Annotated in this window: 24 protein-coding genes; 7 read left to right on the forward strand and 17 right to left on the reverse strand. The window is 66.4% G+C overall.

The genetic code is table 11. The annotated features are described in order from the left end of the window. Positions 1 to 28 precede the first annotated feature (28 nt). The 5 genes from ACL9RL_RS12690 to ACL9RL_RS12710 form a co-directional block, all read right to left on the reverse strand. The gene (locus ACL9RL_RS12690; protein WP_422780619.1) at positions 29 to 1,807 is read right to left on the reverse strand and encodes a peptidoglycan D,D-transpeptidase FtsI family protein; all 1,779 of its coding nucleotides are present in this window, start codon (positions 1,805 to 1,807) and stop codon (positions 29 to 31) included. Between the two features lie 37 nt (positions 1,808 to 1,844). Further along, on the reverse strand, positions 1,845 to 2,429 hold the full coding sequence (locus ACL9RL_RS12695; RefSeq protein WP_422780620.1) for a hypothetical protein: 585 nt from the start codon (positions 2,427 to 2,429) through the stop codon (positions 1,845 to 1,847). Further along, the gene (rsmH, locus tag ACL9RL_RS12700) at positions 2,426 to 3,379 is read right to left on the reverse strand and encodes a 16S rRNA (cytosine(1402)-N(4))-methyltransferase RsmH (RefSeq protein WP_422780684.1); all 954 of its coding nucleotides are present in this window, start codon (positions 3,377 to 3,379) and stop codon (positions 2,426 to 2,428) included. Before rsmH ends, ACL9RL_RS12695 begins: the two co-directional genes overlap by 4 nt. 102 nt (positions 3,380 to 3,481) lie before the next feature. Continuing rightward, a complete protein-coding gene (mraZ, locus tag ACL9RL_RS12705; RefSeq protein WP_422780621.1) occupies positions 3,482 to 3,913 on the reverse strand; it encodes a division/cell wall cluster transcriptional repressor MraZ in 432 nt (143 codons plus the stop codon). Positions 3,914 to 4,291: 378 nt separating this feature from the next. Then, positions 4,292 to 4,672, reverse strand: a complete 381-nt coding sequence (locus ACL9RL_RS12710) for a DUF3040 domain-containing protein (protein ID WP_422780622.1) — start codon at positions 4,670 to 4,672, stop codon at positions 4,292 to 4,294. A gap of 102 nt (positions 4,673 to 4,774) precedes the next feature. On the opposite strand from ACL9RL_RS12710, the gene ACL9RL_RS12715 reads away from it, so the two are divergent. Next, a complete protein-coding gene (locus tag ACL9RL_RS12715; RefSeq protein ID WP_422780685.1) occupies positions 4,775 to 5,848 on the forward strand; it encodes a polyprenyl synthetase family protein in 1,074 nt (357 codons plus the stop codon). A 73-nt stretch (positions 5,849 to 5,921) separates the two neighbouring features. On the opposite strand, the gene ACL9RL_RS12720 is transcribed toward ACL9RL_RS12715, so the two are convergent. Continuing rightward, positions 5,922 to 6,263 (reverse strand): Rv2175c family DNA-binding protein, encoded by a 342-nt coding sequence (locus ACL9RL_RS12720; RefSeq protein WP_422780623.1) that lies wholly within the window; start codon positions 6,261 to 6,263, stop codon positions 5,922 to 5,924. A 156-nt stretch (positions 6,264 to 6,419) separates the two neighbouring features. Here ACL9RL_RS12720 and pknB point away from each other — a divergent pair, with 156 nt between their 5' ends. Next, positions 6,420 to 8,342, forward strand: coding sequence for a Stk1 family PASTA domain-containing Ser/Thr kinase (gene pknB, locus ACL9RL_RS12725; protein ID WP_422780686.1), 1,923 nt, complete (start codon positions 6,420 to 6,422; stop codon positions 8,340 to 8,342). Positions 8,343 to 8,562: 220 nt separating this feature from the next. Here pknB and ACL9RL_RS12730 read toward each other — a convergent pair whose 3' ends face one another. The 3 genes from ACL9RL_RS12730 to ACL9RL_RS12740 form a co-directional block, all read right to left on the reverse strand. Then, positions 8,563 to 9,894: a class II 3-deoxy-7-phosphoheptulonate synthase gene (locus tag ACL9RL_RS12730; protein WP_422780624.1), complete on the reverse strand. Its 1,332-nt coding sequence runs from the start codon at positions 9,892 to 9,894 to the stop codon at positions 8,563 to 8,565. Positions 9,895 to 9,998: 104 nt separating this feature from the next. Beyond that, the gene (locus tag ACL9RL_RS12735) at positions 9,999 to 10,688 is read right to left on the reverse strand and encodes a lysophospholipid acyltransferase family protein (protein ID WP_422780625.1); all 690 of its coding nucleotides are present in this window, start codon (positions 10,686 to 10,688) and stop codon (positions 9,999 to 10,001) included. 43 nt (positions 10,689 to 10,731) lie between these two features. After that, positions 10,732 to 11,676, reverse strand: a complete 945-nt coding sequence (locus tag ACL9RL_RS12740; protein WP_422780626.1) for an ROK family glucokinase — start codon at positions 11,674 to 11,676, stop codon at positions 10,732 to 10,734. Between the two features lie 246 nt (positions 11,677 to 11,922). On the opposite strand from ACL9RL_RS12740, the gene ACL9RL_RS12745 reads away from it, so the two are divergent. Then, a complete protein-coding gene (locus ACL9RL_RS12745) occupies positions 11,923 to 13,749 on the forward strand; it encodes an AMP-dependent synthetase/ligase (protein WP_422780627.1) in 1,827 nt (608 codons plus the stop codon). Between the two features lie 124 nt (positions 13,750 to 13,873). Here ACL9RL_RS12745 and def read toward each other — a convergent pair whose 3' ends face one another. Both def and ACL9RL_RS12755 read right to left on the reverse strand, forming a co-directional pair. After that, entirely contained in the window at positions 13,874 to 14,365 is a 492-nt protein-coding gene (gene def, locus ACL9RL_RS12750; RefSeq protein WP_422780628.1) for a peptide deformylase, read from the reverse strand. A gap of 126 nt (positions 14,366 to 14,491) precedes the next feature. Beyond that, the gene (locus ACL9RL_RS12755) at positions 14,492 to 17,896 is read right to left on the reverse strand and encodes a pyruvate carboxylase (protein WP_422780629.1); all 3,405 of its coding nucleotides are present in this window, start codon (positions 17,894 to 17,896) and stop codon (positions 14,492 to 14,494) included. Between the two features lie 73 nt (positions 17,897 to 17,969). Here ACL9RL_RS12755 and ACL9RL_RS12760 point away from each other — a divergent pair, with 73 nt between their 5' ends. Further along, positions 17,970 to 18,848: a ParA family protein gene (locus tag ACL9RL_RS12760; protein ID WP_422780630.1), complete on the forward strand. Its 879-nt coding sequence runs from the start codon at positions 17,970 to 17,972 to the stop codon at positions 18,846 to 18,848. Positions 18,849 to 19,000: 152 nt separating this feature from the next. Here the strand turns inward: ACL9RL_RS12760 and ACL9RL_RS12765 are convergent, their stop codons facing one another. The 4 genes from ACL9RL_RS12765 to ACL9RL_RS12780 form a co-directional block, all read right to left on the reverse strand. Further along, positions 19,001 to 19,549, reverse strand: coding sequence for a MerR family transcriptional regulator (locus ACL9RL_RS12765; RefSeq protein WP_422780631.1), 549 nt, complete (start codon positions 19,547 to 19,549; stop codon positions 19,001 to 19,003). A gap of 294 nt (positions 19,550 to 19,843) precedes the next feature. Then, positions 19,844 to 20,551 (reverse strand): MerR family transcriptional regulator, encoded by a 708-nt coding sequence (locus tag ACL9RL_RS12770; RefSeq protein WP_422780632.1) that lies wholly within the window; start codon positions 20,549 to 20,551, stop codon positions 19,844 to 19,846. Beyond that, positions 20,551 to 21,084: an FHA domain-containing protein gene (locus ACL9RL_RS12775; RefSeq protein ID WP_422780633.1), complete on the reverse strand. Its 534-nt coding sequence runs from the start codon at positions 21,082 to 21,084 to the stop codon at positions 20,551 to 20,553. The genes ACL9RL_RS12770 and ACL9RL_RS12775 overlap by 1 nt, the downstream gene beginning before the upstream one ends. Next, entirely contained in the window at positions 21,077 to 21,712 is a 636-nt protein-coding gene (locus ACL9RL_RS12780) for a CDP-alcohol phosphatidyltransferase family protein (RefSeq protein ID WP_422780634.1), read from the reverse strand. The genes ACL9RL_RS12775 and ACL9RL_RS12780 overlap by 8 nt, the downstream gene beginning before the upstream one ends. A gap of 67 nt (positions 21,713 to 21,779) precedes the next feature. On the opposite strand from ACL9RL_RS12780, the gene ACL9RL_RS12785 reads away from it, so the two are divergent. The 3 genes from ACL9RL_RS12785 (at position 21,780) to ACL9RL_RS12795 (ending at position 23,735) form a co-directional block, all read left to right on the forward strand. Next, positions 21,780 to 22,157, forward strand: coding sequence for an RNA-binding S4 domain-containing protein (locus ACL9RL_RS12785; RefSeq protein WP_422780635.1), 378 nt, complete (start codon positions 21,780 to 21,782; stop codon positions 22,155 to 22,157). Between the two features lie 160 nt (positions 22,158 to 22,317). Next, positions 22,318 to 22,761, forward strand: coding sequence for a VanZ family protein (locus ACL9RL_RS12790; RefSeq protein WP_422780636.1), 444 nt, complete (start codon positions 22,318 to 22,320; stop codon positions 22,759 to 22,761). A 155-nt stretch (positions 22,762 to 22,916) separates the two neighbouring features. Continuing rightward, a complete protein-coding gene (locus tag ACL9RL_RS12795; RefSeq protein WP_422780637.1) occupies positions 22,917 to 23,735 on the forward strand; it encodes a GTP pyrophosphokinase in 819 nt (272 codons plus the stop codon). A gap of 61 nt (positions 23,736 to 23,796) precedes the next feature. On the opposite strand, the gene ACL9RL_RS12800 is transcribed toward ACL9RL_RS12795, so the two are convergent. Next, positions 23,797 to 24,804, reverse strand: a complete 1,008-nt coding sequence (locus tag ACL9RL_RS12800) for a carbohydrate ABC transporter permease (RefSeq protein ID WP_422780638.1) — start codon at positions 24,802 to 24,804, stop codon at positions 23,797 to 23,799. Continuing rightward, positions 24,801 to 25,742, reverse strand: a complete 942-nt coding sequence (locus tag ACL9RL_RS12805) for a carbohydrate ABC transporter permease (protein WP_422780639.1) — start codon at positions 25,740 to 25,742, stop codon at positions 24,801 to 24,803. Before ACL9RL_RS12805 ends, ACL9RL_RS12800 begins: the two co-directional genes overlap by 4 nt. Positions 25,743 to 25,776: the final 34 nt, after the last annotated feature.

The following is a 25,776-nucleotide window of genomic DNA, read 5'->3' on the forward strand; positions in this document are numbered from 1 at the left end:
GAGCCCATCCTTCGTTTCATGGTCTTGATTAATAACCCGTCGGAATGTCGGGTGACGGTGTGGTTGATGGCTGCACTCCCCTGGTTTTCAGCACCTGGGTCATCACGTCGCGGAACAACGGTGCTGCAGCAGCAGATGAATTCATCTTAACCGGGTCGGCCAGGTTCACCGAAACGACGTACTGCGGAGCGTCCGCCGGAGCGAAGCCGGCGATCGAGACGAGGTAGCTCTTGCTGTACCCGCCGCTGCCGTCCGGCTGCTGCGCGGTACCGGTCTTCATGGCGACGCGGTAGCCGGGGATGTCGACGAGATTCGCGACCCAGCTGTTCTTGTCGACGACCTCGAGCATCTCGGCCGTGGTCTTCGCCGCCTGCTCGGAGAACACGCGTGTGCCCTGCGGCTCCGGCGTCTTGGTGAAGGTGCCATCGGAGTTCTTGCAGCCCTCGATCAACTGCACCGGCATCCGGACGCCACCGTTGGCGACCGTCTGGTACAGGCTCGCACCCTGGATGGCCGTGGTCGAGAATCCCTGACCGAACATCGTCGTGTAGTGGGTCTGGTTGTCCCAGTCCTGGTAGTCGTTCATGATGCCGCCGGACTCTCCGGGGAAGCCGACCTCGGTCTTTTTGGTCTGACCGTCCTTCACGAAGTAGTCGAAGCGCGTCTGGGGGCTCATGAGCTCACCGAACTGCGACATGCCCGTGTTGGACGAGTCGACCAGCACACCGGTGAGCGTCAACCGGAGGTCGCCGTGCACGTCGCTGTCGTTGATGTCGGCGCCGTTGGCCGGCTTCAACCGGTACGGTGCGACGATCTTGTCCGTCGGCGTCGCGAGCCCCTGATCGAGCAGGGCAGCCGCGGTGATGGTCTTGTACGTCGAACCCGGCTCGAACGGCGCCTGGAAGGCGCGGGATCCACGATCCGCAGCATCACTCGCACTGACGTTCCCCGGGTCGACCGTCGGATAGTCAGCGACGGCGAGCAGTTTGCCGGTCTTGACCTCCTGCACGGTCACAACGCCCCAGCTGGCGCCGACCGCCTGCGCCTGCGCGGCGAGGGCTTGTTCCGTGAACCACTGGAGGTCGGCGTCGATCGTGAGCACAACCGTTCCGCCGTCCTTCGCCGGTTTTGTGACGACGGTCGTTCCAGGCAGTGCGACGGCCCCGCCGTCGCCGCTGCGCTCGTACATCGTCGAGCCGTTCTCGCCCGCGAGGCAGGTGTTCTCCTTGAGCTCGACGCCGGCCTGGGCCTCGCCCTCCTCACCGACGAATCCGACGAGGTTGCCGGCGACGGCGCCGTTGGGGTACACCCGGCCCGGGTTCGGCGCGAAGTACACCCACGGGATGTCGAGGGCGTCCAAGGCCTTGAGCTGTTCCGAGTTCACCGACTTGACGATGAGCGCGTAGTTGGAGTCCTTGTTGGCGGCGAGGGCGTCCGTGACCTTGGCCTGGACCTCCGGTGCCGGCTGACCGATGATGGAGGCGATCTCCGCGAGTCCTTCGTCACGGGTGAAGGTCTTGTCCTTGCCGTCGACGGTGCGCTCGAACGAGCCGGCGTCCTTCGGGGAGACGGAGACGTCGTAGCGCATCACGGCCGTTGCGAGCACTTTGCCGTTGGCGTCGACGATGCTGCCGCGGGTCCCGTAGATGGGTCTCGTGTCCTCCGTCTTCGTGAGCGACTCCGCGGTCAGAGCGCTCGCCCGCAGGACCTGGATGTCCACGAGCCGCCAGACGAACAACGTCATCACGAGGGAGACCGAGAGGATGGCGAAGGCGAGTCGACGCCTGGTGGTTTTGGAGTGGCTCACCACGGTTCGATCTCCTCCGGTTCCGTCGGCTGCTGACTCATCGCGTAGTCGGCGACGGGAGTCCATCCTCCAACGCTACGGGCGCGTGTCCGGCATCGGCCGGCGGCACGCTGGCGTGTGCAGGATCCGTGGCCGGCTCTCCTGGCTTGGCGGCGACGAGCGGCAGATTGGCCGTCTGCGAGTTGGCGACGAGCAACGCTCCGGCGATGCTGTTCGACGAGGCCTCAGCCGGAGTCGGCACCCCGAGGACGGCGCCGTCGGAGAGGCGGAGGTAGGTGGGCACCGTTGTGCCGACCATGCCGAACGCCTGCGCGTTCGCCGCGAGGTACTGCGGCGACGAGAGCTTGTTCAGGTCTTCGGTGAGCGTCGACGTGGTGCGGCCGAGATCCTTCTGCTGATCCTGGAGTTGCGAGATCTCGTATGCGCCCTGGCTCAGCGAGACGCTCACGAGCAGCTGCGCGCTCACGATGCCGGCGATCGCGAGAACCACAACGACCGCGTACAACGGACGGGGACGGCTTCTGGCGCGGACACCGGCCGCGACCGCCCGCAGGTCGGCGAGCCGGCGCGGCTGCGCATCTTCGGAGAGATCGAAGTCGATGACTGCCGTTGCGTTGCTCATGCTGGCCTCCTGAGACGCTCGACCGCACGCAGGCGTACGGGCTTCGATCGTGGGTTCTCTTCGATCTCTTCCGGCATCGCGAGTTCCGCGCCGCGGACGAGGAGCTTCAGTTCCGGGCTGTGCTCCGGGAGTTCGACCGGCAGGCCGGCCGGTGCGGTCGATGCCGAGCGCGTCTGGAACTCGCGCTTGACGATCCGGTCCTCGAGGGACTGGTAGGCGAGGACGACGACGCGTCCGCCGACGGCGAGCAGGTCGATCGCGCGTGGGATGGCCCGTTCGAGGACGGCGAGTTCGGCGTTCACCTCGATGCGGAGCGCCTGGAACACGCGCTTCGCGGGGTGGCCGGTGCGGCGGGCCGCTGCCGGCGTCGCCTTGTCGATGAGCTCGACGAGTTGCGCAGAGGTGGTGAGCGGTGTGGTCTTCCGCTCGTCGACGATGCGCCTCGCGTAGCGCTGGGCGAGCTTCTCCTCGCCGTACTCCCAGAAGATGCGGCGCAGCTGCACCTCGCTGTAGGTCGCGAGGATGACTTCTGCGGTCAGTTCGCTCGTGCCGTCCATCCGCATGTCGAGCGGGGCGTCCTGCGAGTACGAGAATCCACGCTCCGCGCGGTCGAGCTGCATCGAGGAGACGCCGAGGTCGAACAGGACCCCGTCCACCTCCTCGTATCCGAGGCCCTCGACGGCTTCGTCGATGTCGTCGTAGACCGCGTGCACGAGTTCGACGCGGTCGCCGAACCGCTGCAAGCGCTCCTCGGCGATGGCGAGGGCTTCGAGGTCGCGGTCGAGGCCGATGAGCGTGAGCCCGGGGAAGCGCTCGAGGAACGCCTCCGCGTGGCCGGCCATACCGAGCGTCGTGTCGACGAGGACGGCCCCGTCTCGGCCGATGGCCGGGCCGAGCAGCTCGATGCAGCGTTCGAGCATCACTGGTGTGTGGATCTTGTCGATTCCCATATGCATTCCGGACGGCTCCTGGCTCCTGATCCCCATCCGTTCCGACCTGGCACCGGGGAAGTGTGTCAGGGCGAGGGACGGCTGGGCGTCAGAGGCCAGGCGCTAGAAGAGTCCGGGGATCACCTCCTCGGCAGTTTCGGAGAAGATGCTCTCCTGTTCGGTGAGGTAGGTCTCCCAGGCCTCGGAGTCCCAGATCTCCGCCCGGCTGCCTGCACCGATGACCGTGAGGTCTCGGCCGAGGCCTGCGTACTGGCGGAGGTTCGCGGGAATGGTCACTCGGTGTTGCTTGTCGGGCGTCTCGGCACTCGCTCCGGAGAGGAACACGCGCAGGTAGTCGCGAGCTTGTTTGCTCGTGACCGGCGCCTGACGGATCTTCTCGTGGAGCGATTCGAACTCGCGGGCGCTGAACACGTAGATGCAGTGCTCTTGGCCACGGGTCATCACGACTCCGCCCTCGAGTTCCTCACGGAACTTGGCGGGCAGGATGATGCGGCCTTTTTCATCGAGTTTTGGGGCGTGGCTACCGAGGAACATCGCCCCATCCCCCAATCGTTCTGGCCAACATCTTGGTTGACCTCCACTTTACTCCACTTTCCACCACTTAACCAGCAATTTTCTCTGTTTTCTCACATCTTGCTCGTTCAGAACGCCGAGAAATCAAGCTTTTCATCGGTGGAGGAAAGTGGAGGATTTTTGCCCACACTGGAAGATTTTTGGGCAAAAGGGAGCGCCCGCTCTGCGCTGCATCACAGCAGCCGCCGATCGGGCGCACGGGGACAGCGCCGCGCGAGCGCACCATCCCCCACGAATCGCGCACAAAAAAACGGGGCCGATCCGAAGATCGGCCCCGTTCAGGACCTCAACTCACCGCGATGACACGCGGTGGTGGTGAGAAGTGGAGGAAAGTGGCGGTCAGTCCTGACCGTCACCGGACTGACGCTTGTCCCAGCGGTCGTTCAGTCGGTCCATCAGACGCGACTGCTTGGCGGAGGCGCCGGCGGTGGCCGAGTGCGGCTTTGGCGCTTCGAGCGGTGCACGCGTCGGCTTGGTTGCCACGAGCACACCGGTGAGCATCACGGCGAAGCCGATGACACCGACGACTGGCTGCTGGATGACGACCCCGAGAACGAGACCGATGGCTCCGACCACAGCGATGAGGGAACCGAGTGCGATCCCGCGGTAGCTCGGCTTGCCTTTGCCGGAGCTGACCTTGGAGACGAATTCGGCATCACTGCGGTAGAGGTGGCGTTCCATCTCATCGAGGAGCCGTTGCTCCTGCTCTGAAAGTGGCATCTGATTCCCCTCAAGGTCACGCGACGCGACGTAGTCGATCAAGTCTAGTCATCAATCCATGACTAGGCTAGGTGCGTGATCGAAAGTACTGAACTCGCCACCATGGTAGGCCGCGGGCTCACCGACTTTCTCTCTTCGCGCGCTTCTATTGTCGCGCAGATCGGACCTGAGCTCTCCCCATTCCTCGACTTCTCTCGGAACTTTCTCAGTGGCGGTAAGCGCTTCAGAGCCCAGTTCTGCTTCCGTGGGTGGCAAGCGGTCTCAACAGGGCGCCACGCGAGTGGCACCTCGGGCATCGACACGGTCATCGCGGCCTGCGGTGCGCTCGAACTCTTCCACGCAGCCGCTCTCGTCCACGACGACATCATCGACAATTCGGACACGCGGCGCGGCGCGGACAGCACCCACGTCTCGTTCGCGCGGATGCACCGCGAACGGGGATGGCTCGGCGACCCGAACACCTTCGGGACCGCCTCGGCGACACTCCTCGGCGACATGCTCCTCGGCTGGAGCGACGAGATGCTCGACGACGGCCTCGACCTCCTGAAGGATCGTCTGGCCGCCAGGGCCGCCCGACGGGAATTCAACCGGATGCGCACCGAAGTGACCGCCGGCCAGTACCTCGACATCCTCGAAGAACGAGCCTGGCGCGACGCGACGGAGAGCGAGCAACGTCACCGCGCGGAGCGGGTGCTCATCTACAAGTCGGCGAAGTACAGCATCGAGTCGCCGCTCGCGCTCGGCGCCCTGCTCGGCGGCGCCTCAGAGCAGCAGCTCGAATCGCTCCGTTCGTACGGGCTGCCGCTCGGCATCGCGTTCCAGCTCCGCGACGACCTGCTCGGCGTCTACGGCGACCCCGCCGTCACGGGCAAACCGAGCGGTGACGACCTCAGAGAGGGCAAGCGCACGATCCTCATCGCCCTCACCAGGGAGGCGCTCCAGCCGGGGGCGAGGAACATCCTGGACGAACTCCTCGGCGACCCGGACCTCGACGACGACCAGATCGGCCTCCTGCAGGCGACCATCCGCGACAGCGGCGCGGTCGACAAGGTCGAGAAGCTCATCCAGGACCACGTCGCGAAGTCGCTCACGGCGCTCGGGGAAGCTCCCATCAACGACGACGCTCGCGCACACCTGCGCGGCCTGGCGGTCGCGGTCGCACGACGAAACACCTGATCCGGCAGGTGTCGGACCAGGTGTCCGTCGACGATGACGGTGCTCGCAGCGTTCAGCCGCAGCAACGGAAGGATCAGGCGAGCGCCTGGGCGACCCTGCGGACCTCGGAGCGACGTCCCTGACGCAGCGCCTCGATGGGCGCGATGCCGATGCTCTCCTCTGGCTCGAGCAGCCACTGCATGGTCTCCTCGTCGGAGAATCCGGCATCGCCGAGCACCATGATCGTGCCGCGCAGGTTGTGCACCGGCTCGCCGTCGAGGATGAAGGAGGACGGCACCTTGAGGACGCCGTCGATGCGGATGGCCAGGAGGTAGTGCTCTTCGAGGAGGCGACGGACCCGGCTGACCTCGAGACCGAGTTCGGTCGTCAGATCGGGAACGGTCAACCACACGGGTTCGGAATTCTGCTCAGTCACCCTACGAGTGTGCCACGTCGTCCACCTGGACGTGATCCATCCATCCCGTTCACGTAACGATCTCGTCCTGGTCACGTGTGCACGGGGTGTTGTCAGGGCAGCACGGCCTGCGTTCCATACACTCGAAAGGTGAGCAGCAACCAGCAGACCGATCCGATGATCGGACGCCTCCTCGACGGGCGGTACCAGGTGCGCTCACGCATCGCCCGTGGTGGCATGGCCACCGTGTACCTGGCGCACGATCTCCGCCTCGAACGCCGTGTCGCCATCAAGGTCATGCACAGCCACCTGTCCGACGACAACACGTTCAAGGACCGCTTCATCCAGGAAGCCAGGTCTGCCGCGCGACTCGCCAACCCGCACGTCGTGAGCGTCTTCGACCAGGGCCAGGACCTCGACATGGCCTACCTCGTGATGGAGCACCTTCCCGGCATCACGCTGCGCGAACTCATCCGGGACAACGGCAAGCTCACCCCTCGCCAGGCGGCCGACATCCTCGACGCCGTCCTGTCCGGCCTCGCGGCCGCACACCGCGCCGGCATCGTCCACCGGGACGTCAAACCGGAGAACGTGCTCCTGGCAGACGACGGCCGCATCAAGATCGGCGACTTCGGCCTCGCACGCGCGGCCAGCGCCAACACCGCGACCGGCCAGGCCCTGCTCGGCACGATCGCGTACCTCTCCCCCGAACTCGTCACGCGCGGCCAGGCGGACACCCGCAGCGACATCTATGCGCTCGGCATCATGATGTACGAGATGCTGACCGGCGAACAGCCGTACAAGGGCGAACAGCCCATGCAGATCGCCTACCAGCACGCGAACGAATCCGTCCCGGCGCCGAGCGCCAAGAATCCGGCCGTCCCGAAGGAACTCGACGAGCTCGTGTTCTGGGCGACCGAACGCGATCCTGACGACCGCCCGGCCAATGCGGGGGTGATGCTCGAACGCCTGCGCTCGATCGAGTCCACGCTCGGATTCACCTCCGTCGCCACTGGCGCACAGCCCACGATCGTGATGCCGTCCTCCTATGCGGAAGACCTCGGCGACGACGTCACCCAGGTGATCGGTCGGCAGACCAAGCCGCAGCGCCAAGCGGAGGCGGCGGTGACCGGCGACGGGCCGACGCTGCTCGCCACGAAGGCGAAGCGCCGCCACAAGCGCGGCATCATCCTCTTCATCGCGATCGTGATGCTCGCCGCCCTCGCCGGCGGAACGGGTTGGTACTTCGGCTCCGGGCCGGGTTCCAAGGTCGGCGTCCCAACGCTCACCGGCAAGAGCGTCGAGGTCGCGAGCGCAGAGCTCGTGAAGCTCGGCTTCGTCGTGGCGCAGGGCACGACCTACAGCCTCACGGTCCCGGCCGGCAGCGTCGCGGGGACCGATCCGGGCGCCCGCGTGCTCGCGGACAAGGGCGCGACGATCACCTTGCTCGTCTCGCAGGGACCGCAGCCGGTCACCATCCCCAAGCTCGCCGGTCTCAGCCAGGCCGAGGCGCAGAAGACGCTCGAGGACCAGGGGCTGAAGGTCGGCGCCGTCACCGAACAGTTCGACGCGGATGTCGCCAAGGGCGACGTCGTCTCAGCCCACGACACCAACGCCGACACCGACGTGTCCGGCGGAGGCGGTTCGTTCCAGGGATCGACGATCGACCTGCTCGTATCCTCCGGCGCCGTCCCCACGTTGCACGGCCTGACGACCGATCAGGCGTCCACTGCGCTGCAGGCGGTCGGTCTCAAGCTCGGAACGACGACAGAGGCGTTCAGCGACGACGTGACGGCCGGTCAGATCATCGACTACGACCTCAAGCATGACGCCGCGGGCAACACGGTGGCGTTCGTGCCTGGCGACAGCATCAACGTCAACGTCTCGAAGGGTCCTGACCTCGTCGATCTTCCCGACGTCACGGGCAAGAACGTCGCGACGGCGAAGAAGCAGCTGGAGGACGCCGGTTTCGCGGTGACCGTGAAGTCGATCCTGCCGGAGTCCGGGTGGTCGCTCGCATCGATCGTCGTCGCGAAGATGGATCCCTCGGCCGGCAAGGTCAAGCGCGGTTCGTCCGTCACCATCACGGCCAACTTCTAGGCCGTCAGGTCTCTGAACGCTCGGCCCGGTCCCTGAGCCTGTCGAAGGGTCCACTGAGGGCACTTCGACAAGCTCAGTGACCGGCGGTTGTGGGCACTTCGACAAGCTCAGTCACCGGCTCGACAAGCTCAGTGACCGGCTGTGACCGGCGGTCGAGCACCGTGCAACAGAAACGGGCCCGGGGACCGAAGTCCCCGAGCCCGTCGTCCAGTTCTGCGGACTACTTCGCGGCTGCGAGCTCCTCCGCCACGAGGAAGGCGAGCTCGAGCGACTGCATGTGGTTCAGTCGCGGGTCGCACAGGGACTCGTAGCGCGTCGCGAGGCTCGCCTCGTCGATCTGCTCTGAACCGCCGAGGCACTCGGTGACGTCGTCGCCGGTGAGCTCGACGTGGATGCCGCCCGGGTGGGTGCCGGCAGCGCGGTGCGCTTCGAAGAAGCCCTTGACCTCGTCCACGACGTCGTCGAAGCGACGCGTCTTGTAGCCGGTCGGCGTGGTGAGCCCGTTGCCGTGCATCGGGTCGGTGACCCACAGCGGGGTCGCGTCGGCCGACTTGATGGTCTCCAACAGGGGCGGCAGTGCGTCGCGGATCTTGCCGGCGCCCATCCGCGTGATGAAGGTCAGGCGACCGGGCTCGCGGTTGGGGTCGAGCTTGTCGATCAACCGCAGCATGTCGTCGCCTGAGGTGGTCGGGCCGAGCTTCACACCGATGGGGTTGCGGACACGCGACAGGAAGTCGACGTGCGCGCCGTCCAGTTCGCGCGTGCGCTCACCGATCCACACGAAGTGCGCCGAGGTGTTGTACGGCGTGCCCGTGCGGGAGTCGATGCGCGTCATCGGCCGCTCGTAGTCCATCAGGAGTGCTTCGTGGCTCGAGTAGAACTCGACCCCGCGGAGCTGATCGAAGTCCGCTCCGGCCGCCTCCATGAACTTGATGGCGCGGTCGATGTCGCGTGCGAGACCCTCGTAGCGCTGGTTGGCGGGATTTGCCGCGAAGCCGCGGTTCCAGCTGTGCACCTCGCGCAGGTCGGCGAACCCGCCCTGCGTGAACGCGCGGATGAGGTTCAGCGTGGATGCGGAGGTGTGGTACCCCTTCACGAGCCGTGCAGGGTCGGCCGCGCGGGACTCAGGCGTGAAGTCGTAGCCGTTGACGATGTCGCCACGGTACGCGGGCAGCGTGACGTCGCCTCGCGTCTCCGTGTCGCTCGAACGCGGCTTCGCGAACTGACCGGCCATCCGGCCCATCTTCACAACGGGCATCGAGGCGCCGTAGGTGAGGACGACCGCCATCTGCAGCACGGTCTTGACGCGGTTGCGGATCTGCTCGGCGGTCGCGCCGGCGAAGGTCTCGGCGCAGTCGCCGCCCTGGAGCAGGAACGCGTTGCCGCTCGCTGCGCGTGCGAGACGCTCGCGGAGCATGTCCACCTCACCGGCGAACACAAGGGGCGGGAGCGTCGCGAGTTCTGCAGAGGCGCGCTTCACGGCCTCTGGGTCCGGCCACGCCGGCTGCTGCTTGATGGGCAGCTCACGCCAATAGTCCAGTCCAGCGATCACAGATTCATCTGCCAATATGACTGGTTCTGTCTGGTGGGACACGGATATCCTGTTTTTCTGCTCGATACGACGATGGACCGCGAGTGCGGCCCCGGTTTTTCAGCTTAGCGCCACGGCGTGACGGCTCGCTCCTTCACGCTCGTGGCGTACACGTCGACGTACTCCTGACGCGAGAGCTTGTGCAGTTCGACCATCAGCTCGTCCGTGATGCTGCGCAGGATGAACCGGTCGCCCTCCATACCCTCGAACCGGCTGAAATCGAGCGGTTCGCCGAAGACGATGCCGATGCGACGGATCTTCGGGAGCTTCGTCCCGATGGGCATGACCTTCTCGGTGTCGATCATCGCGACGGGGATGATCGGCACACCGGCTTCGAGCACCATCCGGGCGACACCGGTGCGTCCGCGGTACAGCTTGCCATCCGGGCTGCGCGTGCCTTCAGGGTAGATGCCGAGGAACTGTTCTGCGCCGAGGACGGTGAGCCCGGTGTTGAGGGACGCTTCGGAGGCTTTGCCGCCGGAGCGGTCGATGGGCAGCTGACCCGTCGCCGTCATAAAGACGCGCGTCGCCCAGCCCTTGAGCCCCTTGCCCTTGAAGTACTCGCTCTTCGCGAGGAAGGATATCTGCCTGTCCATGCACAGGGGCAGCACGATCGAGTCGATGAAGGACAGGTGGTTGCTCGCGATGATCGCGCCGCCCGTCTGCGGCAGGTTCTCCGCGCCGACGACCCACGGCCGGAACACGGCCTTCACGATCGGCCCGGCCACCAGGTATTTCATGAACCAGTAGAACATCGTCAGACTCCCCTGTTCACAGCATTCGTCTCGCCGACGATGCTCACTCGTTCCCTCGTGCGAGGTCCGCAGCACCGATGACACCGGCGTCGTTCACGAGACGCGCGATGCTGAAGTCTGGCTCCGGGTGGTATCCGCGCGCCGGGAGGTGGCGGAGGTAGGAGTCGCGCACGGGGTCGAGCAGGAGCGAACCCGCCTGAGCCACACCGCCGCCGATGACGAAGACGTTGGGGTCGATGATGACCGAGTAGCTCGCGAGGGCCTCGCCGAGACGCTCCGCGAGGAGGTTCAGGCAGGAGACCGCGCCGGGGTCTCCCGATTCGAGCAGAGCTGAGACGTGGTGTCCGTTCAGGACGCCGCCTGCAGCCGCTCGGGCGTTGGCGAGCGGGGCGCCGATGCCGCCGGTGTCGGCGAGCTCGTTGGCGTAGCGCAGGAGCGCGGTGCCCGCGCAGTACTGTTCGACGCAGCCGCGCATCCCGCAGCCGCACGGCAGGCCGTCCGGCACGAGTCGCATGTGGCCGAGTTCTGCACCGGTCCCGAAGCCGCCGCGGAGCAGACGGTCCTCGAGGACGATGGCGCCGCCGACGCCGGTCCCGATCGTGACCATGACCATGCTGTGGTGCTCACGCCCGGCTCCGAACCGGAACTCGGCCCAACCGGCCGCATTGGCGTCGTTCTCGATGACGACGCGCTTGCCGGGGAGACGCTCTGCGAGGCGGGCCTTCAGGGGCTCGTTCCGCCAATTGATGTTGGGCGAGTAGTAGACGGTGGACCGCTCGGCGTCGAAGAAGCCAGGGGCCACGACGCCGACGGATTCGATCGTTCCGTCGTCGAGGCCGTTCACCATCTGCACAACGGCTTCGATGATCGCGTCCGGGTCGGAGGCCGGCGTCGGCTGTCGGTCGGCGCGCACGATCACGCCGGTGTGGTCGACGACCCCGCCTGCGATCTTCGTGCCTCCGATGTCGATGCCGATCGCGTGCGTCATGCCGTTCGTCTCCCGTTCGCTGCTGTGGACCCTGTGGACCTGCCTGACCCACCGCAGTCGAGTGTAGTGAGGCTCGGGTCGGGGCAGAAACTCGCGGGTGGACCGGGACACCCGCTCGATGCGACCGAGCCCACAAGCAAACCGCCGGAGCCGTGTCCCTCTCTTGACGATTCCCACGGATGGCCCCATGGAAAAGCTGAGTAATCTACACTTATCTGAGACCCACTAGGTACCAAAGGAGTTGCCGTGGAACAGTTCGACGTACCAGCTGTCGTTGCAGCAGACCCAAACGCCAACACGACCGACCTCCTCGTGAAGCGGCTCGCCGCCACGCCGGATGCACCGTTGTTCGCCGTCCCGAAGGGCCCGGATTGGCAGGACGTCAGCACCGCTGAGTTCCACCGCCAGGTCATCGCCCTGTCGAAGGGCCTCGTCGCGGCGGGCATTCAGCCCGGCGACAAGATCGGCCTCATGTGCAAGACGAGGTACGAGTGGACGCTCATCGACTTCGCCGTCTGGTTCGCCGGCGCGATCCTCGTCCCGATCTACGAGACGAGCTCCCCGAGCCAGGTGCAGTGGATCCTCGGCGATTCAGGCGCCACCTCGGTCATCGTCGAGACGGCTGACCACTTCTCCCGCTTCGACGAGGTCCACGGGGATCTCCCGCTCGTCGGACCGGTCTGGCAGATCGACCTCGGTGATCTCGACAAGCTCTCCGCACAGGGCGTCGACGTCCCGGACGAGGAGATCGAGCGCCGGCGCAACCTTGCGGTCGGATCCGACATCGCGACCCTCATCTACACCTCCGGGTCCACCGGACGCCCGAAGGGGTGTGTGCTCACGCACTCGAACTTCGTCGAGCTGTCCCGGAACGCCGGCGTCGCACTCAAGGAGGTCGTCGCCGTCCCAGGCGCGTCGACGCTGCTCTTCATCACGACCGCGCACATCTTCGCCCGCTTCATCGCCGTGCTCTGTGTGCACACCGGGGTGAAGACCGGTCACCAGCCGGACACCAAGCAGCTCCTCCCCTCGCTCGGCACGTTCAAGCCCACCTTCCTGCTCGCGGTCCCCCGCGTGTTCGAGAAGGTCTACAACTCCTCGGAGCAGAAGGCGGAAGCCGGCGGCAAGGGCAAGATCTTCCGTCGCGCTGCGGACACCGCGATCGAGTACTCGAAGGCGCTCGAAGCCGGCAAGGTCCCCCTGGGTCTCAAGCTGCGGTTCGCGATCTTCGACAAGCTCGTCTTCAGCAAGATCAAGACGGCGATGGGTGGACGCGTCCAGTACGCGGTGTCCGGATCCGCACCGCTCGGCCCCCGCCTCGGGCACTTCTTCCACGCGCTCGGCATCGTGATCCTGGAGGGCTACGGCCTCACGGAGACCACGGCGCCCGCCACGGTGAACCTCGCGCAGAAGTCCAAGATCGGCACGGTGGGTCCGGCGCTCCCCGGTGTGTCCATCCGCATCGCGGAGGACAACGAGGTCGAGATCAAGGGCGTCAACATCTTCAAGGAGTACTGGCAGAACCCGATCGCGACCGCTGAGGCGTTCGACGACGGCTGGTTCCGCACGGGAGACCTCGGCAGCTTCGACAGCGACGGCTTCCTGACGATCACCGGACGGAAGAAGGAGATCATCGTCACCGCCGGAGGCAAGAATGTCGCCCCGGCCGCGCTCGAGGACCCCATCAGGGCCAATCCGGTCGTCGGACAGGTCGTTGTGGTCGGCGATCAGAAGCCGTTCATCAGCGCTCTCATCACGCTCGACCCGGACATGCTGCCGACGTGGCTCGCGAACAACGGTCAGGACGGCACGCTCACGATGGCCCAGGCCGCCGAGAACCCGGCTGTGCTCGCAGCCATTCAGCAGGCCATCGACGACGCCAACACCCGGGTCTCGCGCGCCGAGTCGATCCGGAAGTTCGTCATCCTGCCGGAGGAGCTCACGGAGGCGAGCGGTCACCTCACGCCCAAGCTGAGCATCAAGCGCAACGTCATCACGAAGGACTTCGCCGACACGATCGAGAGCATGTACCTCGGCGCACCGGCGACGCAGGGGATCTCCCTGTCCCACTAGTCAGGGTCCGTCGCATCTCGAAAGCGAGACGCCTCCTGGAAGCAACGAACGGCCCGTCGAGCAGATCTGCTCGACGGGCCGTTCAGTGTGTGGCGATTCAGTGTGCAGCGATGATGCCGCCGGGTCAGAACCAGTCGCTCTCGCGGATCTGCCTCATCGCCTCCTTGCGGTTCTCCCTCGACAGGCGGTCGATGTAGAGCGTTCCTGCGAGGTGGTCCGTCTCGTGCTGCAGCGCCTGGGCGAGGAGCCCTGTGCCCTCCAGCACGACCTCCTTGCCGTCGAGATCGAGGCCGGTCGCCCGCGCGTACGGGTGGCGGGGCGTCGGGAACCAGAGGCCGGGGACCGAGAGGCAGCCCTCACCGATCTCCTCGAGCTCGCCACGGGTCTCGACGATCACCGGGTTGATCAGGTAGCCGACGTCCCCGTCGACGTTGTAGCTGAAGACGCGCAGGTTCACCCCGATCTGGGACGCGGCGACACCCGCCCGACCGGGGAGCTTGACGCTGTCGACGAGATCCTGCACGAGGCCCCTGACGCCGTCATCGATCGTCGCCACGTCGAGTGAGGCCGCTTTCAGCACGGGATCGCCGAACAGTCTGATGGCACGAGTCGCCACGGTGGTTCCTTCCAGGGTCGAGTTCGGGGTACATCGTATGTGTTGCGCGGCGGCTCGTCGGCCCCCGCACGGACGCCCGGGTCCGATCACGAGGATCAGACCCGGGCGTCCGGAGGTGCGAGCCGGTCAGCCCGCGGTGACGACGACGAGCAGGTCGCCGGCCTCCACCTGCTGGGTGGTCGGGATGGCGAGGCGCTCGACGACACCGGCGACCGGCGAGGTGATCGCGGCCTCCATCTTCATGGCCTCGATCGTCGCGACCGGCTGGCCGGCCTCGACACGGTCGCCCGCAGCGACCTTGACCGTGACGACACCGGAGAACGGCGCGGCGATCTGGCCCGGCGCGTTCGAGTCGGCCTTCTCGGCCGCCTTCGAGTCGACCTTGACACCTCGGTCGCGGACGAACACCGGACGCAACTGCCCGTTGAGGGTCGCCATGACCGTGCGGATGCCCTTGTCGTCTGCTGCGCCGATGGCTTCGAGGCCGACGAACAGGCGAACGCCCTTCTCGATCTCCACCACGTGCTCGACACCGGTCTCCAGGCCGTACAGGTAGTCGGCGGTGTCGACGACGGAGAGGTCTCCGTACGTCTCGCGACCCTGCTCGAACTGCTTGGTCGGCTCGGGGAAGAGCAGACGGTTGAGGGTTGCACGACGCGTCGTCGATTCGCCGTCCAGTGCCGCCTGGTCCTCCGCGCTGATGGGCGTGACGCTGATGTCGACAGTGCGGCCTGCCAGCACCTTGGAGCGGAACGGCTCCGGCCATCCGCCCGGGAGTTCTCCGAGCTCGCCAGCCATAAAACCGACGACGGAGTCCGGGATGTCGTACTTCCCGGGGTTCGCCTCGAAGTCGGCCGGGTCGGCTTTGACCGCTGCGAGGTGCAGGGCCAGGTCGCCGACGACCTTGCTGGACGGGGTGACCTTCGGCAGACGACCGAGGATGCGGTCCGCTGCCGCGTACAGGTCCTCGATGAGCTCGAAGTCGTCGGCGAGACCGAGCGCGATGGCCTGCTGACGCAGGTTCGACAGCTGGCCGCCGGGGATCTCGTGCGTGTACACACGACCGGTCGGACCGGACAGTCCGGACTCGAACGGTGCGTACAGGTGGCGCACGGCCTCCCAGTACGGCTCGAGGTCCGAGATCGCTTCGAGCGAGATGCCCGTGTCGCGGTCGGTGTGCGCGAGCGCGGCGACGAGCGAGGATGCGGACGGCTGGCTCGTGGTGCCTGCCATCGGCGCGCTTGCGACGTCGACCGCGTCGGCGCCGGCGTTGCTGGCCGCCAGGAGCGTCGCCAGCTGGCCGCCAGGCGTGTCGTGCGTGTGCAGGTGGACCGGGAGGTCGAACCGCGCACGGAACGCCTCCACGAGCTTCGCAGCGGCGCTCGGACGCAGCAGACCCGCCATGTCCTTGATGGCGAGGACGTGTGCGCCCGCGTCGACGATGCGCTCCGCGAGACGGAGGTAGTAGTCGAGCGTGTACAGCTCCTCGGCCGGGTTCAGCAGATCGCCCGTGTAGCAGACGGCCACCTCGGCGATCGTCGTCCCCGTCTCGAGGACGGCGTCAATCGCCGGGCGCATCTGCGACACGTCGTTGAGCGCGTCGAAGATGCGGAAGATGTCGATGCCGGTGGCGGCGGCCTCGCTCACGAACGCGTTCGTGACCTCGGTGGGGTACGGCGTGTAGCCGACCGTGTTGCGTCCGCGGAGGAGCATCTGGATGTTGATGTTCGGGATCGCCTCACGCAGCGACGCGAGACGCTCCCACGGGTCCTCGTTGAGGAAGCGCAGCGCGACGTCGTACGTCGCACCGCCCCACGCCTCGACCGAGAGCAGCTCAGGCGTCATGCGCGCGACGTACGGTGCGACCGCGAGGAGGTCCTTGCTGCGCACCCGGGTCGCCAGGAGCGACTGGTGGGCGTCGCGGAAAGTGGTCTCCGTGACCGCGAGGGACTTCTGGGCGCGCAGTGCGTCCGCGAAGCCCTTCGGGCCGAGTTCGAGGAGGCGCTGGCGTGAACCGGACGGCGCGGGCGTCGAGAGGTCGATCGACGGCAGCTTCGCCTCGGGGTTCGCACCGGCCGGCCGTGCGCCGTTCGGCTGGTTGACCGTGACATCGGCCAACCAGTTCATGATCTTCGTTCCACGGTCCTTCGAGACGTGGCCGCGCAGCAGCTGCGGGCGCTCGTCGATGAAGGAGGTGCTGAGGTCGCCTGCGACGAAGGAGTCGTCCTCGAGAACGGCCTGCAGGAACGGGATGTTCGTGGACACGCCACGGATCCGGAACTCGGCCAGTGCGCGCTTCGCACGCGTCACCGCGGCCTCGAAGGTGCGGCCGCGGCAGGTGAGCTTCGCGAGCATCGAGTCGAAGTGCGGGCTGATCTGCGCACCGGCGCTGACCGTGCCGCCGTCGAGACGGATGCCGCCGCCGCCCGGCGAGCGGTACGTGGTGATCTTGCCGGTGTCCGGGCGGAACCCTGCGGTGGGGTCCTCCGTGGTGATGCGGCACTGCAGGGCGAAACCGCGCAGGTGCAGCTGGTCCTGCGTGAGGCCGAGATCGGTCAGCGACTCACCGGCGGCGATGCGCATCTGCGACTGGACGAGGTCGACGTCGGTGACCTCTTCCGTCACGGTGTGCTCGACCTGGATGCGCGGGTTCATCTCGATGAAGACGTGCTGGCCCTTGCGCTCGCCGGCGGTGTCGAGCAGGAACTCGACCGTTCCGGCGTTGACGTAGCCGATCGACTTCGCGAAGGCGATCGCGTCGCGGTACATGGCCTGACGGATGTTCTCGTCCAGGTTCGGCGCCGGAGCGATCTCGACGACCTTCTGGTGACGACGCTGCACGGAGCAGTCGCGTTCGAACAGGTGCACGGTCTCGCCGTTGGCACTCGCGAGGATCTGGACCTCGATATGACGCGGACGCACAACGGCCTGCTCGAGGAACATGGTCGGGTCGCCGAAGGCGCTGTCCGCCTCGCGCATGGCGGCCTCGAGCGCACCGCGCAGCTCCTCAGCGGTCTCGACACGGCGCATACCGCGTCCACCGCCGCCTGCGACGGCCTTGGCGAAGATCGGGAAGCCGATCTCCGCAGCGCCTGCGAGGAGCTCCTCGATGTCGCGGCTGGCGGGCGTCGACTTCAGCACCGGAACACCGGCCGCGATGGCGTGCTCCTTGGCCGTGACCTTGTTGCCTGCCATCTCCAGGACCTTCGAGCCCGGACCGATGAACGTGATGCCTGCGGCACGGGCCGCCTCGGCGAGTTCCGGGTTCTCGGACAAGAAGCCGTACCCGGGGTAGATCGCATCAGCGCCGGACTCGACCGCGACGCGGATGATCTCCGCGACGTCCAGATATGCACGGACGGGGTGTCCCTCTGTGCCGATCTGGTAGGCCTCATCAGCCTTCAAGCGATGCATCGAATTGCGGTCCTCATATGGGAACACCGCAACCGTCTTCGCCCCCAGCTCATACGCGGCACGGAACGCCCGAATGGCGATCTCACCACGATTGGCGACAAGAATCTTCCTGAACATGGAACCCTTCCCACAACAGCCAACTCAGCAAACGTTGAGATTCTCTAGCCTAGTCAAGGTAACGTAGTGCCTTGTGCATGTACTCAGCGTCAGCTCCCTGAAAGGGGGCGTAGGTAAGACCACCGTCACACTCGGGTTGGCTTCCGCTGCGTTCTCGAAAGACATCCGCACCCTCGTGGTGGACCTGGACCCCCAGTCCGACGTCTCCACGGGCATGGCGGTGGACGTGGCAGGGCACCTCACCGTGACCGACGTCCTCACCTCGCCCAAGAAGAAGATCGTCGAACAGGCGATCGTGCCGAGCGGTTGGACGAAGATCCACCCCGGAACGATCGACGTGATGATCGGCAGCCCGTCGGCCATCAACTTCGACGGCCCGCACCCCAGCATCCGCGACATCTGGCGGCTCGAAGAGGCGCTCGCCCACGTCGAAGAGGACTACGACCTCGTCCTGATCGACAGCGCACCGTCGCTCAACGCACTCACCCGCACCGCGTGGGCCGCGAGCGACCGCGTCGCCGTGGTCACCGAGCCTGGCCTCTTCTCCGTGTCGGCAGCCGACCGCGCGCTCCGTGCCGTGGAGGAGATCCGTCGTGGCCTGAGCCCGCGTCTCCAGCCGCTCGGCATCATCGTGAACCGCGTCCGCCCGCAGTCGATGGAGCACCAGTTCCGCATCAAGGAACTCCGCGACATGTTCGGCCCCCTCATCCTCAACCCGCAGCTGCTCGAGCGCACATCGCTCCAGCAGGCGCAGGGCGCGGCCAAGCCGCTGCACGTCTGGCCAGGCGACACCGCTCAGGAGATGGCGAAGAACTTCGACGTCCTCCTCGACCGGGTGCTTCGCACGGGTCGCGTCGGCGAGTACGCGGACGGCAAGGCCGCTGAAGTCGATGACGCGGCCGCCGCTGCGGCCGTCGCCGCGATCGAGAGCACGCCGGCCACCGAAGAGTAGGCGGCTGCCCTTCGACAGGCTCAGGGACCGGGGACACGGTGGCTGAGTTCGTCGAAGCATGGCTCAGCGGGCCCTTCGACAAGCTCAGGGACCGGGTGGGGCGATGCTGCGGGCCCTTCGACAGGCTCAGGGACCGGGCGTGCGGCGTGGCGCTACGCGCTTCGTGCGGAACGACGCGCGGACAGCTCGTCCAGCGGGTCCTCGGCCTGCGCATCGAACGCGACGAGCGTCGACTCGACCTCGCGGAGCACCTTGCCGACAGCGATGCCGAAGACGCCCTGGCCGCGGCTGACGAGGTCGATGACCTCATCGTTGGACGTGCACAGGTAGACGCTCGCGCCATCGCTCATGAGCGTGGTCTGCGCGAGATCCACAACACCGGCCTCACGGAGCTGGTCGACGGCGGTGCGGATCTGCTGCAGGGAGATACCGGTGTCGAGCAAGCGCTTCACGAGCTTCAACACCAGGATGTCGCGGAATCCGTAGAGACGCTGCGAGCCGGAACCGGCTGCGCCGCGGACGGTCGGTTCAACGAGTCCCGTGCGCGCCCAGTAGTCGAGCTGACGGTAGCTGATGCCGGCCGCACGTGCTGCAACGGCACCACGGTAACCGTGGCCTTCTTCGATCGAGGGTAGCCCATCCGTGAACAGCAGTCCGAGGTCACCATAGCGTGACGGATTATCGCGACTGAGTTCACTCATGTCTGCCATCTCCTCGATTCACGCGACGGGTGCGCCGCTCTCCCCACGGTACCGACGGGTCTGGTCCGAGGCAACGACATCCGCTCCAAGGCGTCGGCGTGTCGTCCACATGTACCGGAACCGTGATCTGGTCGAGACACTCTCGAGACGACACGGACCGGGCCACAGCCCACTCTACGCCCGTGCGGACAGATGGGCACCCGAACGAGTTTCACCAGACGCGAATCGGCCACATCCAGAGGGACGGACACGACGCCGCAACGCAGCGACGCCACGATGCCACGACGCTCGTGGTCAGGACTGGCGGGTCGGGCGATCGAGTGCCGACCGGACGAGGCTGCTCCGCACACGCTCCAACTGATGCGCGATCTCCACGGCTCGATCCGCGGCCTTCGCGCGTCCGGAGGCATCCTTGCGACGCAGGATGGGACTCAACGCGCTCTCGATGAGTCCGACCTCGCGCTCCACGGACGCCCGGAAGCCGCGAAGATGGCGCGGTTCGATGCCGGAGCGCTGCAGATCGACGAGGATCCGCAGGAGCGACAGCACCTCTTCGGAGTACGTCTCGGCCGGCACGATGAGCGAGGCGCTGACGGCGTCGCTGAAGAGCGCCGGCGTCGCCCCTGCCTCACGGATGAGCTCGTTGCGTTGCAGCTTCCGCGCCACAGGCAGGATCGTCGGGGCGTTCTCGCCCGCCGTCGCGCCGGGGAACACGGGAGAGCGACCGGCATCGACCTCGTCGAGGTACGTGCGGATGACCTTGAGCGGCAGGTAGTGGTCGCGCTGCATCGACAGGATGAGATGCAGGCGCTCGAGGTCTGCCGAGTTGAACTTCCGGTAACCCGACTTGGTGCGCGCCGGCGAGACCAGACCCTGCTCCTCGAGGAAGCGGAGCTTGGAGTTGCTCAGCTCCGGGAACTCAGGGGTGAGCCGCGCCAACACCTGACCGATGCTCAGCAGCGGTCCGCCTTCCGGCTTCCCGTGCGGATGCAGCGCTGCCACTAGTTGCCCAGCTGGCTGGCGAGGTCGATCCGTGAGGAGTAGAACGTGAGGCGGAACTTGCCGACCTGCACCTCTGCGCTGTCGCTGAGGAGTGCGTTGTCGATGCGGATGCCGTCGAAGTACGTGCCGTTCAACGAGTTGAGGTCGCGGATCTCGAACGCGGTGCCGTGGCGGTGGAACTCCGCGTGGCGCCTGGAGACCGTGACGTCGTCGAGGAAGATGTCGGCGTTGGGGTGACGGCCGACCGTTGTGACATCGGCGTCGAGCAGGAAGCGTGCACCCGCATTCGGGCCGCGGCGCACGATGAGCAGCGCAGAGCCGGACGGAAGCGCCGCGATGGCTTCCTTCTCCTCGGCCGTGACATCGGAGTCGATGGCCGCGAGGGCTGCACCGAGGTCCTCGCCGAAGGTCAGCGTGGTGTCGACCTCGCTGTCCGGGCCGGCGGGCGCACCATTGGATGTCGAGGGGTTCTCGCCCGCAGCATCGCGGTTGTACGCCCCCGTCGTCGGGTTGTTGTCGTCATACTCAGCCACCGTCGACCTCCTCTCGTTCCAGCGTATCTGATGTGGCGCGTCTGTTGAGACGCGTTCTCCGAAGGATCGCGATCGTCTGCAGCAGATAGATGATGCCGGCCCACCAGTAGAGCGCAGCGCCGACGAGAGCGGTCACCCAGCCGACGGGGGTCATCACCGCTGCGATGGCCGGGAACGCCTCGCCCAGCATGAGCGCAGGAAGGCCGATGAAGAGCAACGCGGTCCCCCACTTGCCCACCTTGATGACCGGCAGCACACGATGCCCCCTGCTGTGCAGGGCGATGCCGATGCCGAGCAGCATGAGGTCACGCGCCAGGATCGTGAGCACGAGCCACCACGGGATGAGTTCACGCCATGCGAGGCCGAACATCGCGGCGAGGATGTAGAGCCGATCCGCCGCCGGGTCGAGCTGCTGCCCCAGTTTCGTGACCTGTCCGAGCCTCCTGGCGAGGAACCCGTCGAGGAAGTCCGTAAAACCGGAGAACGCGAGCGTCGCGAGGGCCCAGATGTCGTAGCCCTGAATGAGGAGCACGAGGAACACCGGCACAAGGAGCAGGCGCAACATGCTCAAGAGGTTGGGGATGGTCAGGATGCGGTCGCTGACCACGGCCCCCGATCGATCCTCCACGCGTCGAGTCTATCTGCGCACCCCATCGCTGGCTACGGCGGTCAGGTGACGATCTAGAGTCGATCGTATGGAAACCACGGCGAGTGTGCGGGTCGACGCCTGGATCTGGGCCGTCCGGCTGACGAAGACCAGGTCGGCAGCGGCGACGGCGGCACGCGCCGGACACGTCAGGGTGAACGGCGACCGGGCGAAACCGGCCCAGCCGGTGCGCGTCGGTGACGAAGTGCGGCTCCGCGTCGCCGGATTCGACCGGATCGTCGAGGTGCGGGCCGTCATCGCGAAACGCGTCGGCGCAGAGGTCGCAGCGACGTGCCTCATCGACCGCTCGCCACCACCGCCGACCAAGGAGGCGATGTCCGCGGTCCCCCAGCGCGACCGCGGCGCCGGGCGACCGACGAAACGGGAGCGGCGCGACATCGACAAACTGCGAGGGTTCGAACACTGAGCCGGATGCGGGCCCGCTGAGCGCATCGCCCTCGGTTCGTCGGTTCCGCTTCCCGATGCACCAGACTCCCCAGTTCACCGGACTCCCTCTTCACCAGGCTCCCCCGAATCACCCAGCCGACACACATGATCACCCCAGGCCGGCCGAGCAGAATATCAGGATGTTTCGTCGCCACCCCGTCCTCAGCACGCTGACCATCGCGTACCTCGCGCTGGTCGCGTTCGTGACGCTCGGGCCGCAGCCGGTCGACTCCTCCAGCACCGGATGGGTCTGGCGGCTCCTCGGCGTCTTCGATCGATACGAGGCGACCAGCTGGATCACCTTCGACCGCCTCGAGTTCGGCGCCAACATCGCCATGTTCGTGCCCATCGGACTGTTCTTCCTCCTGCTCTTCGGGCGCCGACGGTGGTGGCTCGCGATCCTCATCGGCGGAGCGCTCACGATCGGCATCGAGACCAGCCAGCTGTTCCTCCCCGGCAGGGTGTCCGATGTGCGCGACCTCCTGTCGAACACGACGGGTGCCGTGCTCGGTGTGCTCATCGGCCTGGTGCTCACCGCTCGGAGCAGCCGGCGCATGCGGCTCACCGCCCGAGCCGCTCACTGACGACGCGCGCCCCTGCGCGTTCAAACGAGTCTCACAGCTGCCTGAGAAGTTCTCCAAGGCCGCTTCAGTAGAGTGCTTGAGACGGCCGGGCCGACGATGCACCGAACGCACACCCCGACCGTCCGCCCATTGCACGTGAAGGAGCAGGCGCACGCATGAGCGAATCACACGGACCGAGTGAGCGGAGCGGATCGAACGAGCCGCGCGGCCTGACAGACCCGAGCGGCCTCGTCGCCGCCTCGGACAGCCTCGGCGAGATGAAGCGGCTCAAGGACGAGTTCACCCGGTTCATGATGCTGTACAAGTTCGGCATCGACGAGATCACGACGAAGATCAACATCCTCAAAGAGGAGTTCAGCCAGATCCACGACTACAACCCGATCGAGCACATCAGCTCCCGGCTCAAGACCCCGGAGAGCATCATCGGGAAGATCGAGCGCAAGCAGTTCGGTCAGGACATCGAGGACATCCGCCAGAACATCACCGACATCGCCGGCGTCCGGGTCACCTGCAGCTTCATCTCCGACACCTACAAGGTGTTCGACATGCTCACCAGCCAGCAGGACATCACCGTCGTCCGGGTCAAGGACTACATCAAGAACCCCAAGCCGAACGGATATCAGAGCCTCCACGTGATCGTCGAGGTGCCGGTGTTTATGTCGGACGGGCCGACCCCCGTGTTCGTCGAGATCCAGTTCAGGACCATCGCCATGGACTTCTGGGCGAGCCTCGAACACAAGATCTACTACAAGTACGACAAGGCCGTGCCGGACACCCTGCTCGCCGAGCTCAAGAACGCCGCCGAAGCAGCCGGACGCCTGGACCTCAAGATGGAACACCTCCATCGAGAGGTCCAGGAGTACAGCGCCGCGGAGGCGTTGGAAGCCAGAGAGCGTCAGAACGGCGGGGCGCCGAAGCCGTTATCGCTCGCGGATCGGGTGATGACCGAGTTGCTCGAAGGGCTTGAGAACTGAGGTCCTGTCGCTCTGCGTTGGCCCTTCGACAAGCTCAGGGACCGGGGAGCGGAGATCGGCGCTAGCCCTTCACCGCTCCACCGAGACCCGCTCCGCTCAGGAACAGCTTCTGGAAGATGATGAAGATCACCACCGGGATGAGCGTCGAGATCGCGAGCGCCGCGAGGTACACGTCCAGCTCGATCGCGTTCTGCAGGGTCGGCAGCCGCACGGACAACGGTTGGATGGCCGGATCCCGCAATACGAGCAACGGCCACAGGTAGTCCTTCCACGCCGCGATGATCGCGAAGACCGACGCGACGCCGAGGATGGGCTTCGACATCGGGAGCACGATCGACCAGAACAGGCGGAACGGCCCCGCACCGTCGGTCCGCGCCGCCTCGAACACCTCACGGGGCAGGTTGTCGAAGAACCGCTTCACGATCACGACGTTGAACGCGCTCGCCCCGGCCGGCAGCCACACCGCCCAGAACGTGTTGATGAGCGAGGTGCCGAGCAACGGCGGATTGAGGATCGTCAGGTACAGCGGCACGAGCAGGACCACGGCAGGCACGAAGAGCGTGCAGAGGATGAGGCCGAACAGGAACGGTCCGTACTTCGGGCGCAGCACCGACAACGCGTAGCCGCCGGTCGTCGCGACGATCATCTGCACGAGCCAGGAGCCGAGGGCGACCCAGATCGTGTTCATGAACTGCACGTCGATGTGCACGGTCGACCACGCCGTCGACAGGTTCGCCCAGTCGACGCCGTTCGGGAAGATCGCCATCGGCTGCTGGAGCGTGTCCGCCGTCGGGGTGATCGCCGACTTCGCGAGCCACAGCAGCGGACCGAGCCCTGCGATGATGAGCAGGACGAGCAGGATCCCGTGCGTGAGCGTCGTCCCGATGCGGATTCCCCGCTTCGATCGGTCGGCAGAGGACAGGATCCCGCGGTCCGGCGCATCCTCTGGCGAGGACTCCTTGCGACGGCGACGACGACGACCGCCGACGGGAGGTTGCTCGTCGACGGAGACGAGCGGCTCGTCGCCCGGCATCCCGGGAGCAGGCAGGAGCGTGTTGGAAACGGTCATGACTGGCTCCAGGACTTGGTGAGACGGAAGTAGACGAGCGAGAGGACCGCGAGGAACGCCGCGAGGATGAGGCTCAACGCCGTCGCGGCCCCGTAGTCGCCGCCGAGGCTGTTCTGGAACGCGTACCGGTAGATGAGCAGCAGGATCGTGACCGTCGAGTTCACCGGACCACCGCCCGTGAACAGGAACGGTTCGAGGAACACCTGCGCGGTGCCGATGATCTGCAGGATGAACGTGACGAGCAGGATGGAGCGCAGCTGCGGCAGCGTGACGTGCCACACCTTCTGCCAGATCGACGCCCCGTCGACCTCGGCCGCGTCGTACAACTCGGGCGGGACGCTCGTCAGCGCGGCCAGGTAGATGATGATCGTGCCGCCGGCCGCCGCCCAGGTCGCCTCGACGACGAGTGACGGCATCGCCTGCGCTGCGCTCTGGATCCACGGTTGCGGCGGGATGCCGACCCACCCAAGCACGGTGTTGAAGACGCCGGTGTCACGAGCATCGTAGAAGAACTTCCACAACAGCACCGCGACGACGGGAGGAACCACCACCGGCAGGTAGGCGAGCGCGCTGTACAAGCCCTTCGCACGTTTGACCTCGCTCATCAGCACGGCGACGACGAGCGGGATCGGATACCCGATGATGATCGCCAGGAAGGCGAACCAGGCGGTGTTCCCGATCGCCGTCCAGAACAGCGGATCGTTCACCACCGTCACGAAGTTGTCCCAGCCCACGAACGTCGGCGGGGTGACGAGATTCGTCTTCTGGACGCTCATCACGATCGCCCGCCCGATCGGGAACCAGGAGAAGATCCCGAAGATCAACAGGAGCGGGACGAGGAAGAGGAGGGTGCTGAGACCACCGCCGCGGACCCAGGTCACCGGATTTCTGCGGACTGCGCGTCTGGTGGCGCGCGGTGGATGATCAAGAGCTGTCATGGTGTTCCTCGGTCGGTGTGGAGCGCTGAGAGCC

Origin of the sequence: Plantibacter sp. Mn2098, from assembly GCF_049319745.1 — a bacterium.
In the GTDB taxonomy this organism is placed as follows: domain Bacteria; phylum Actinomycetota; class Actinomycetes; order Actinomycetales; family Microbacteriaceae; genus Plantibacter.

Bases quoted from the DNA above. Each gene is read 5' to 3' on its own strand.
- ACL9RL_RS12695 (WP_422780620.1), bottom strand. From the start codon at position 2,429: ATGAGCAACGCAACGGCAGTCATCGACTTCGATCTCTCCGAAGATGCG.
- rsmH (WP_422780684.1), bottom strand. From the start codon at position 3,379: ATGGGAATCGACAAGATCCACACACCAGTGATGCTCGAACGCTGCATC.
- mraZ (WP_422780621.1), bottom strand. From the start codon at position 3,913: ATGTTCCTCGGTAGCCACGCCCCAAAACTCGATGAAAAAGGCCGCATC.
- ACL9RL_RS12710 (WP_422780622.1), bottom strand. From the start codon at position 4,672: ATGCCACTTTCAGAGCAGGAGCAACGGCTCCTCGATGAGATGGAACGC.
- ACL9RL_RS12715 (WP_422780685.1), top strand. From the start codon at position 4,775: ATGGTAGGCCGCGGGCTCACCGACTTTCTCTCTTCGCGCGCTTCTATT.
- pknB (WP_422780686.1), top strand. From the start codon at position 6,420: ATGATCGGACGCCTCCTCGACGGGCGGTACCAGGTGCGCTCACGCATC.
- ACL9RL_RS12735 (WP_422780625.1), bottom strand. From the start codon at position 10,688: ATGTTCTACTGGTTCATGAAATACCTGGTGGCCGGGCCGATCGTGAAG.
- ACL9RL_RS12740 (WP_422780626.1), bottom strand. From the start codon at position 11,676: ATGACGCACGCGATCGGCATCGACATCGGAGGCACGAAGATCGCAGGC.
- ACL9RL_RS12755 (WP_422780629.1), bottom strand. From the start codon at position 17,896: ATGTTCAGGAAGATTCTTGTCGCCAATCGTGGTGAGATCGCCATTCGG.
- ACL9RL_RS12765 (WP_422780631.1), bottom strand. From the start codon at position 19,549: ATGAGTGAACTCAGTCGCGATAATCCGTCACGCTATGGTGACCTCGGA.
- ACL9RL_RS12785 (WP_422780635.1), top strand. From the start codon at position 21,780: ATGGAAACCACGGCGAGTGTGCGGGTCGACGCCTGGATCTGGGCCGTC.
- ACL9RL_RS12790 (WP_422780636.1), top strand. From the start codon at position 22,318: ATGTTTCGTCGCCACCCCGTCCTCAGCACGCTGACCATCGCGTACCTC.
- ACL9RL_RS12795 (WP_422780637.1), top strand. From the start codon at position 22,917: ATGAGCGAATCACACGGACCGAGTGAGCGGAGCGGATCGAACGAGCCG.
- ACL9RL_RS12800 (WP_422780638.1), bottom strand. From the start codon at position 24,804: ATGACCGTTTCCAACACGCTCCTGCCTGCTCCCGGGATGCCGGGCGAC.
- ACL9RL_RS12805 (WP_422780639.1), bottom strand. From the start codon at position 25,742: ATGACAGCTCTTGATCATCCACCGCGCGCCACCAGACGCGCAGTCCGC.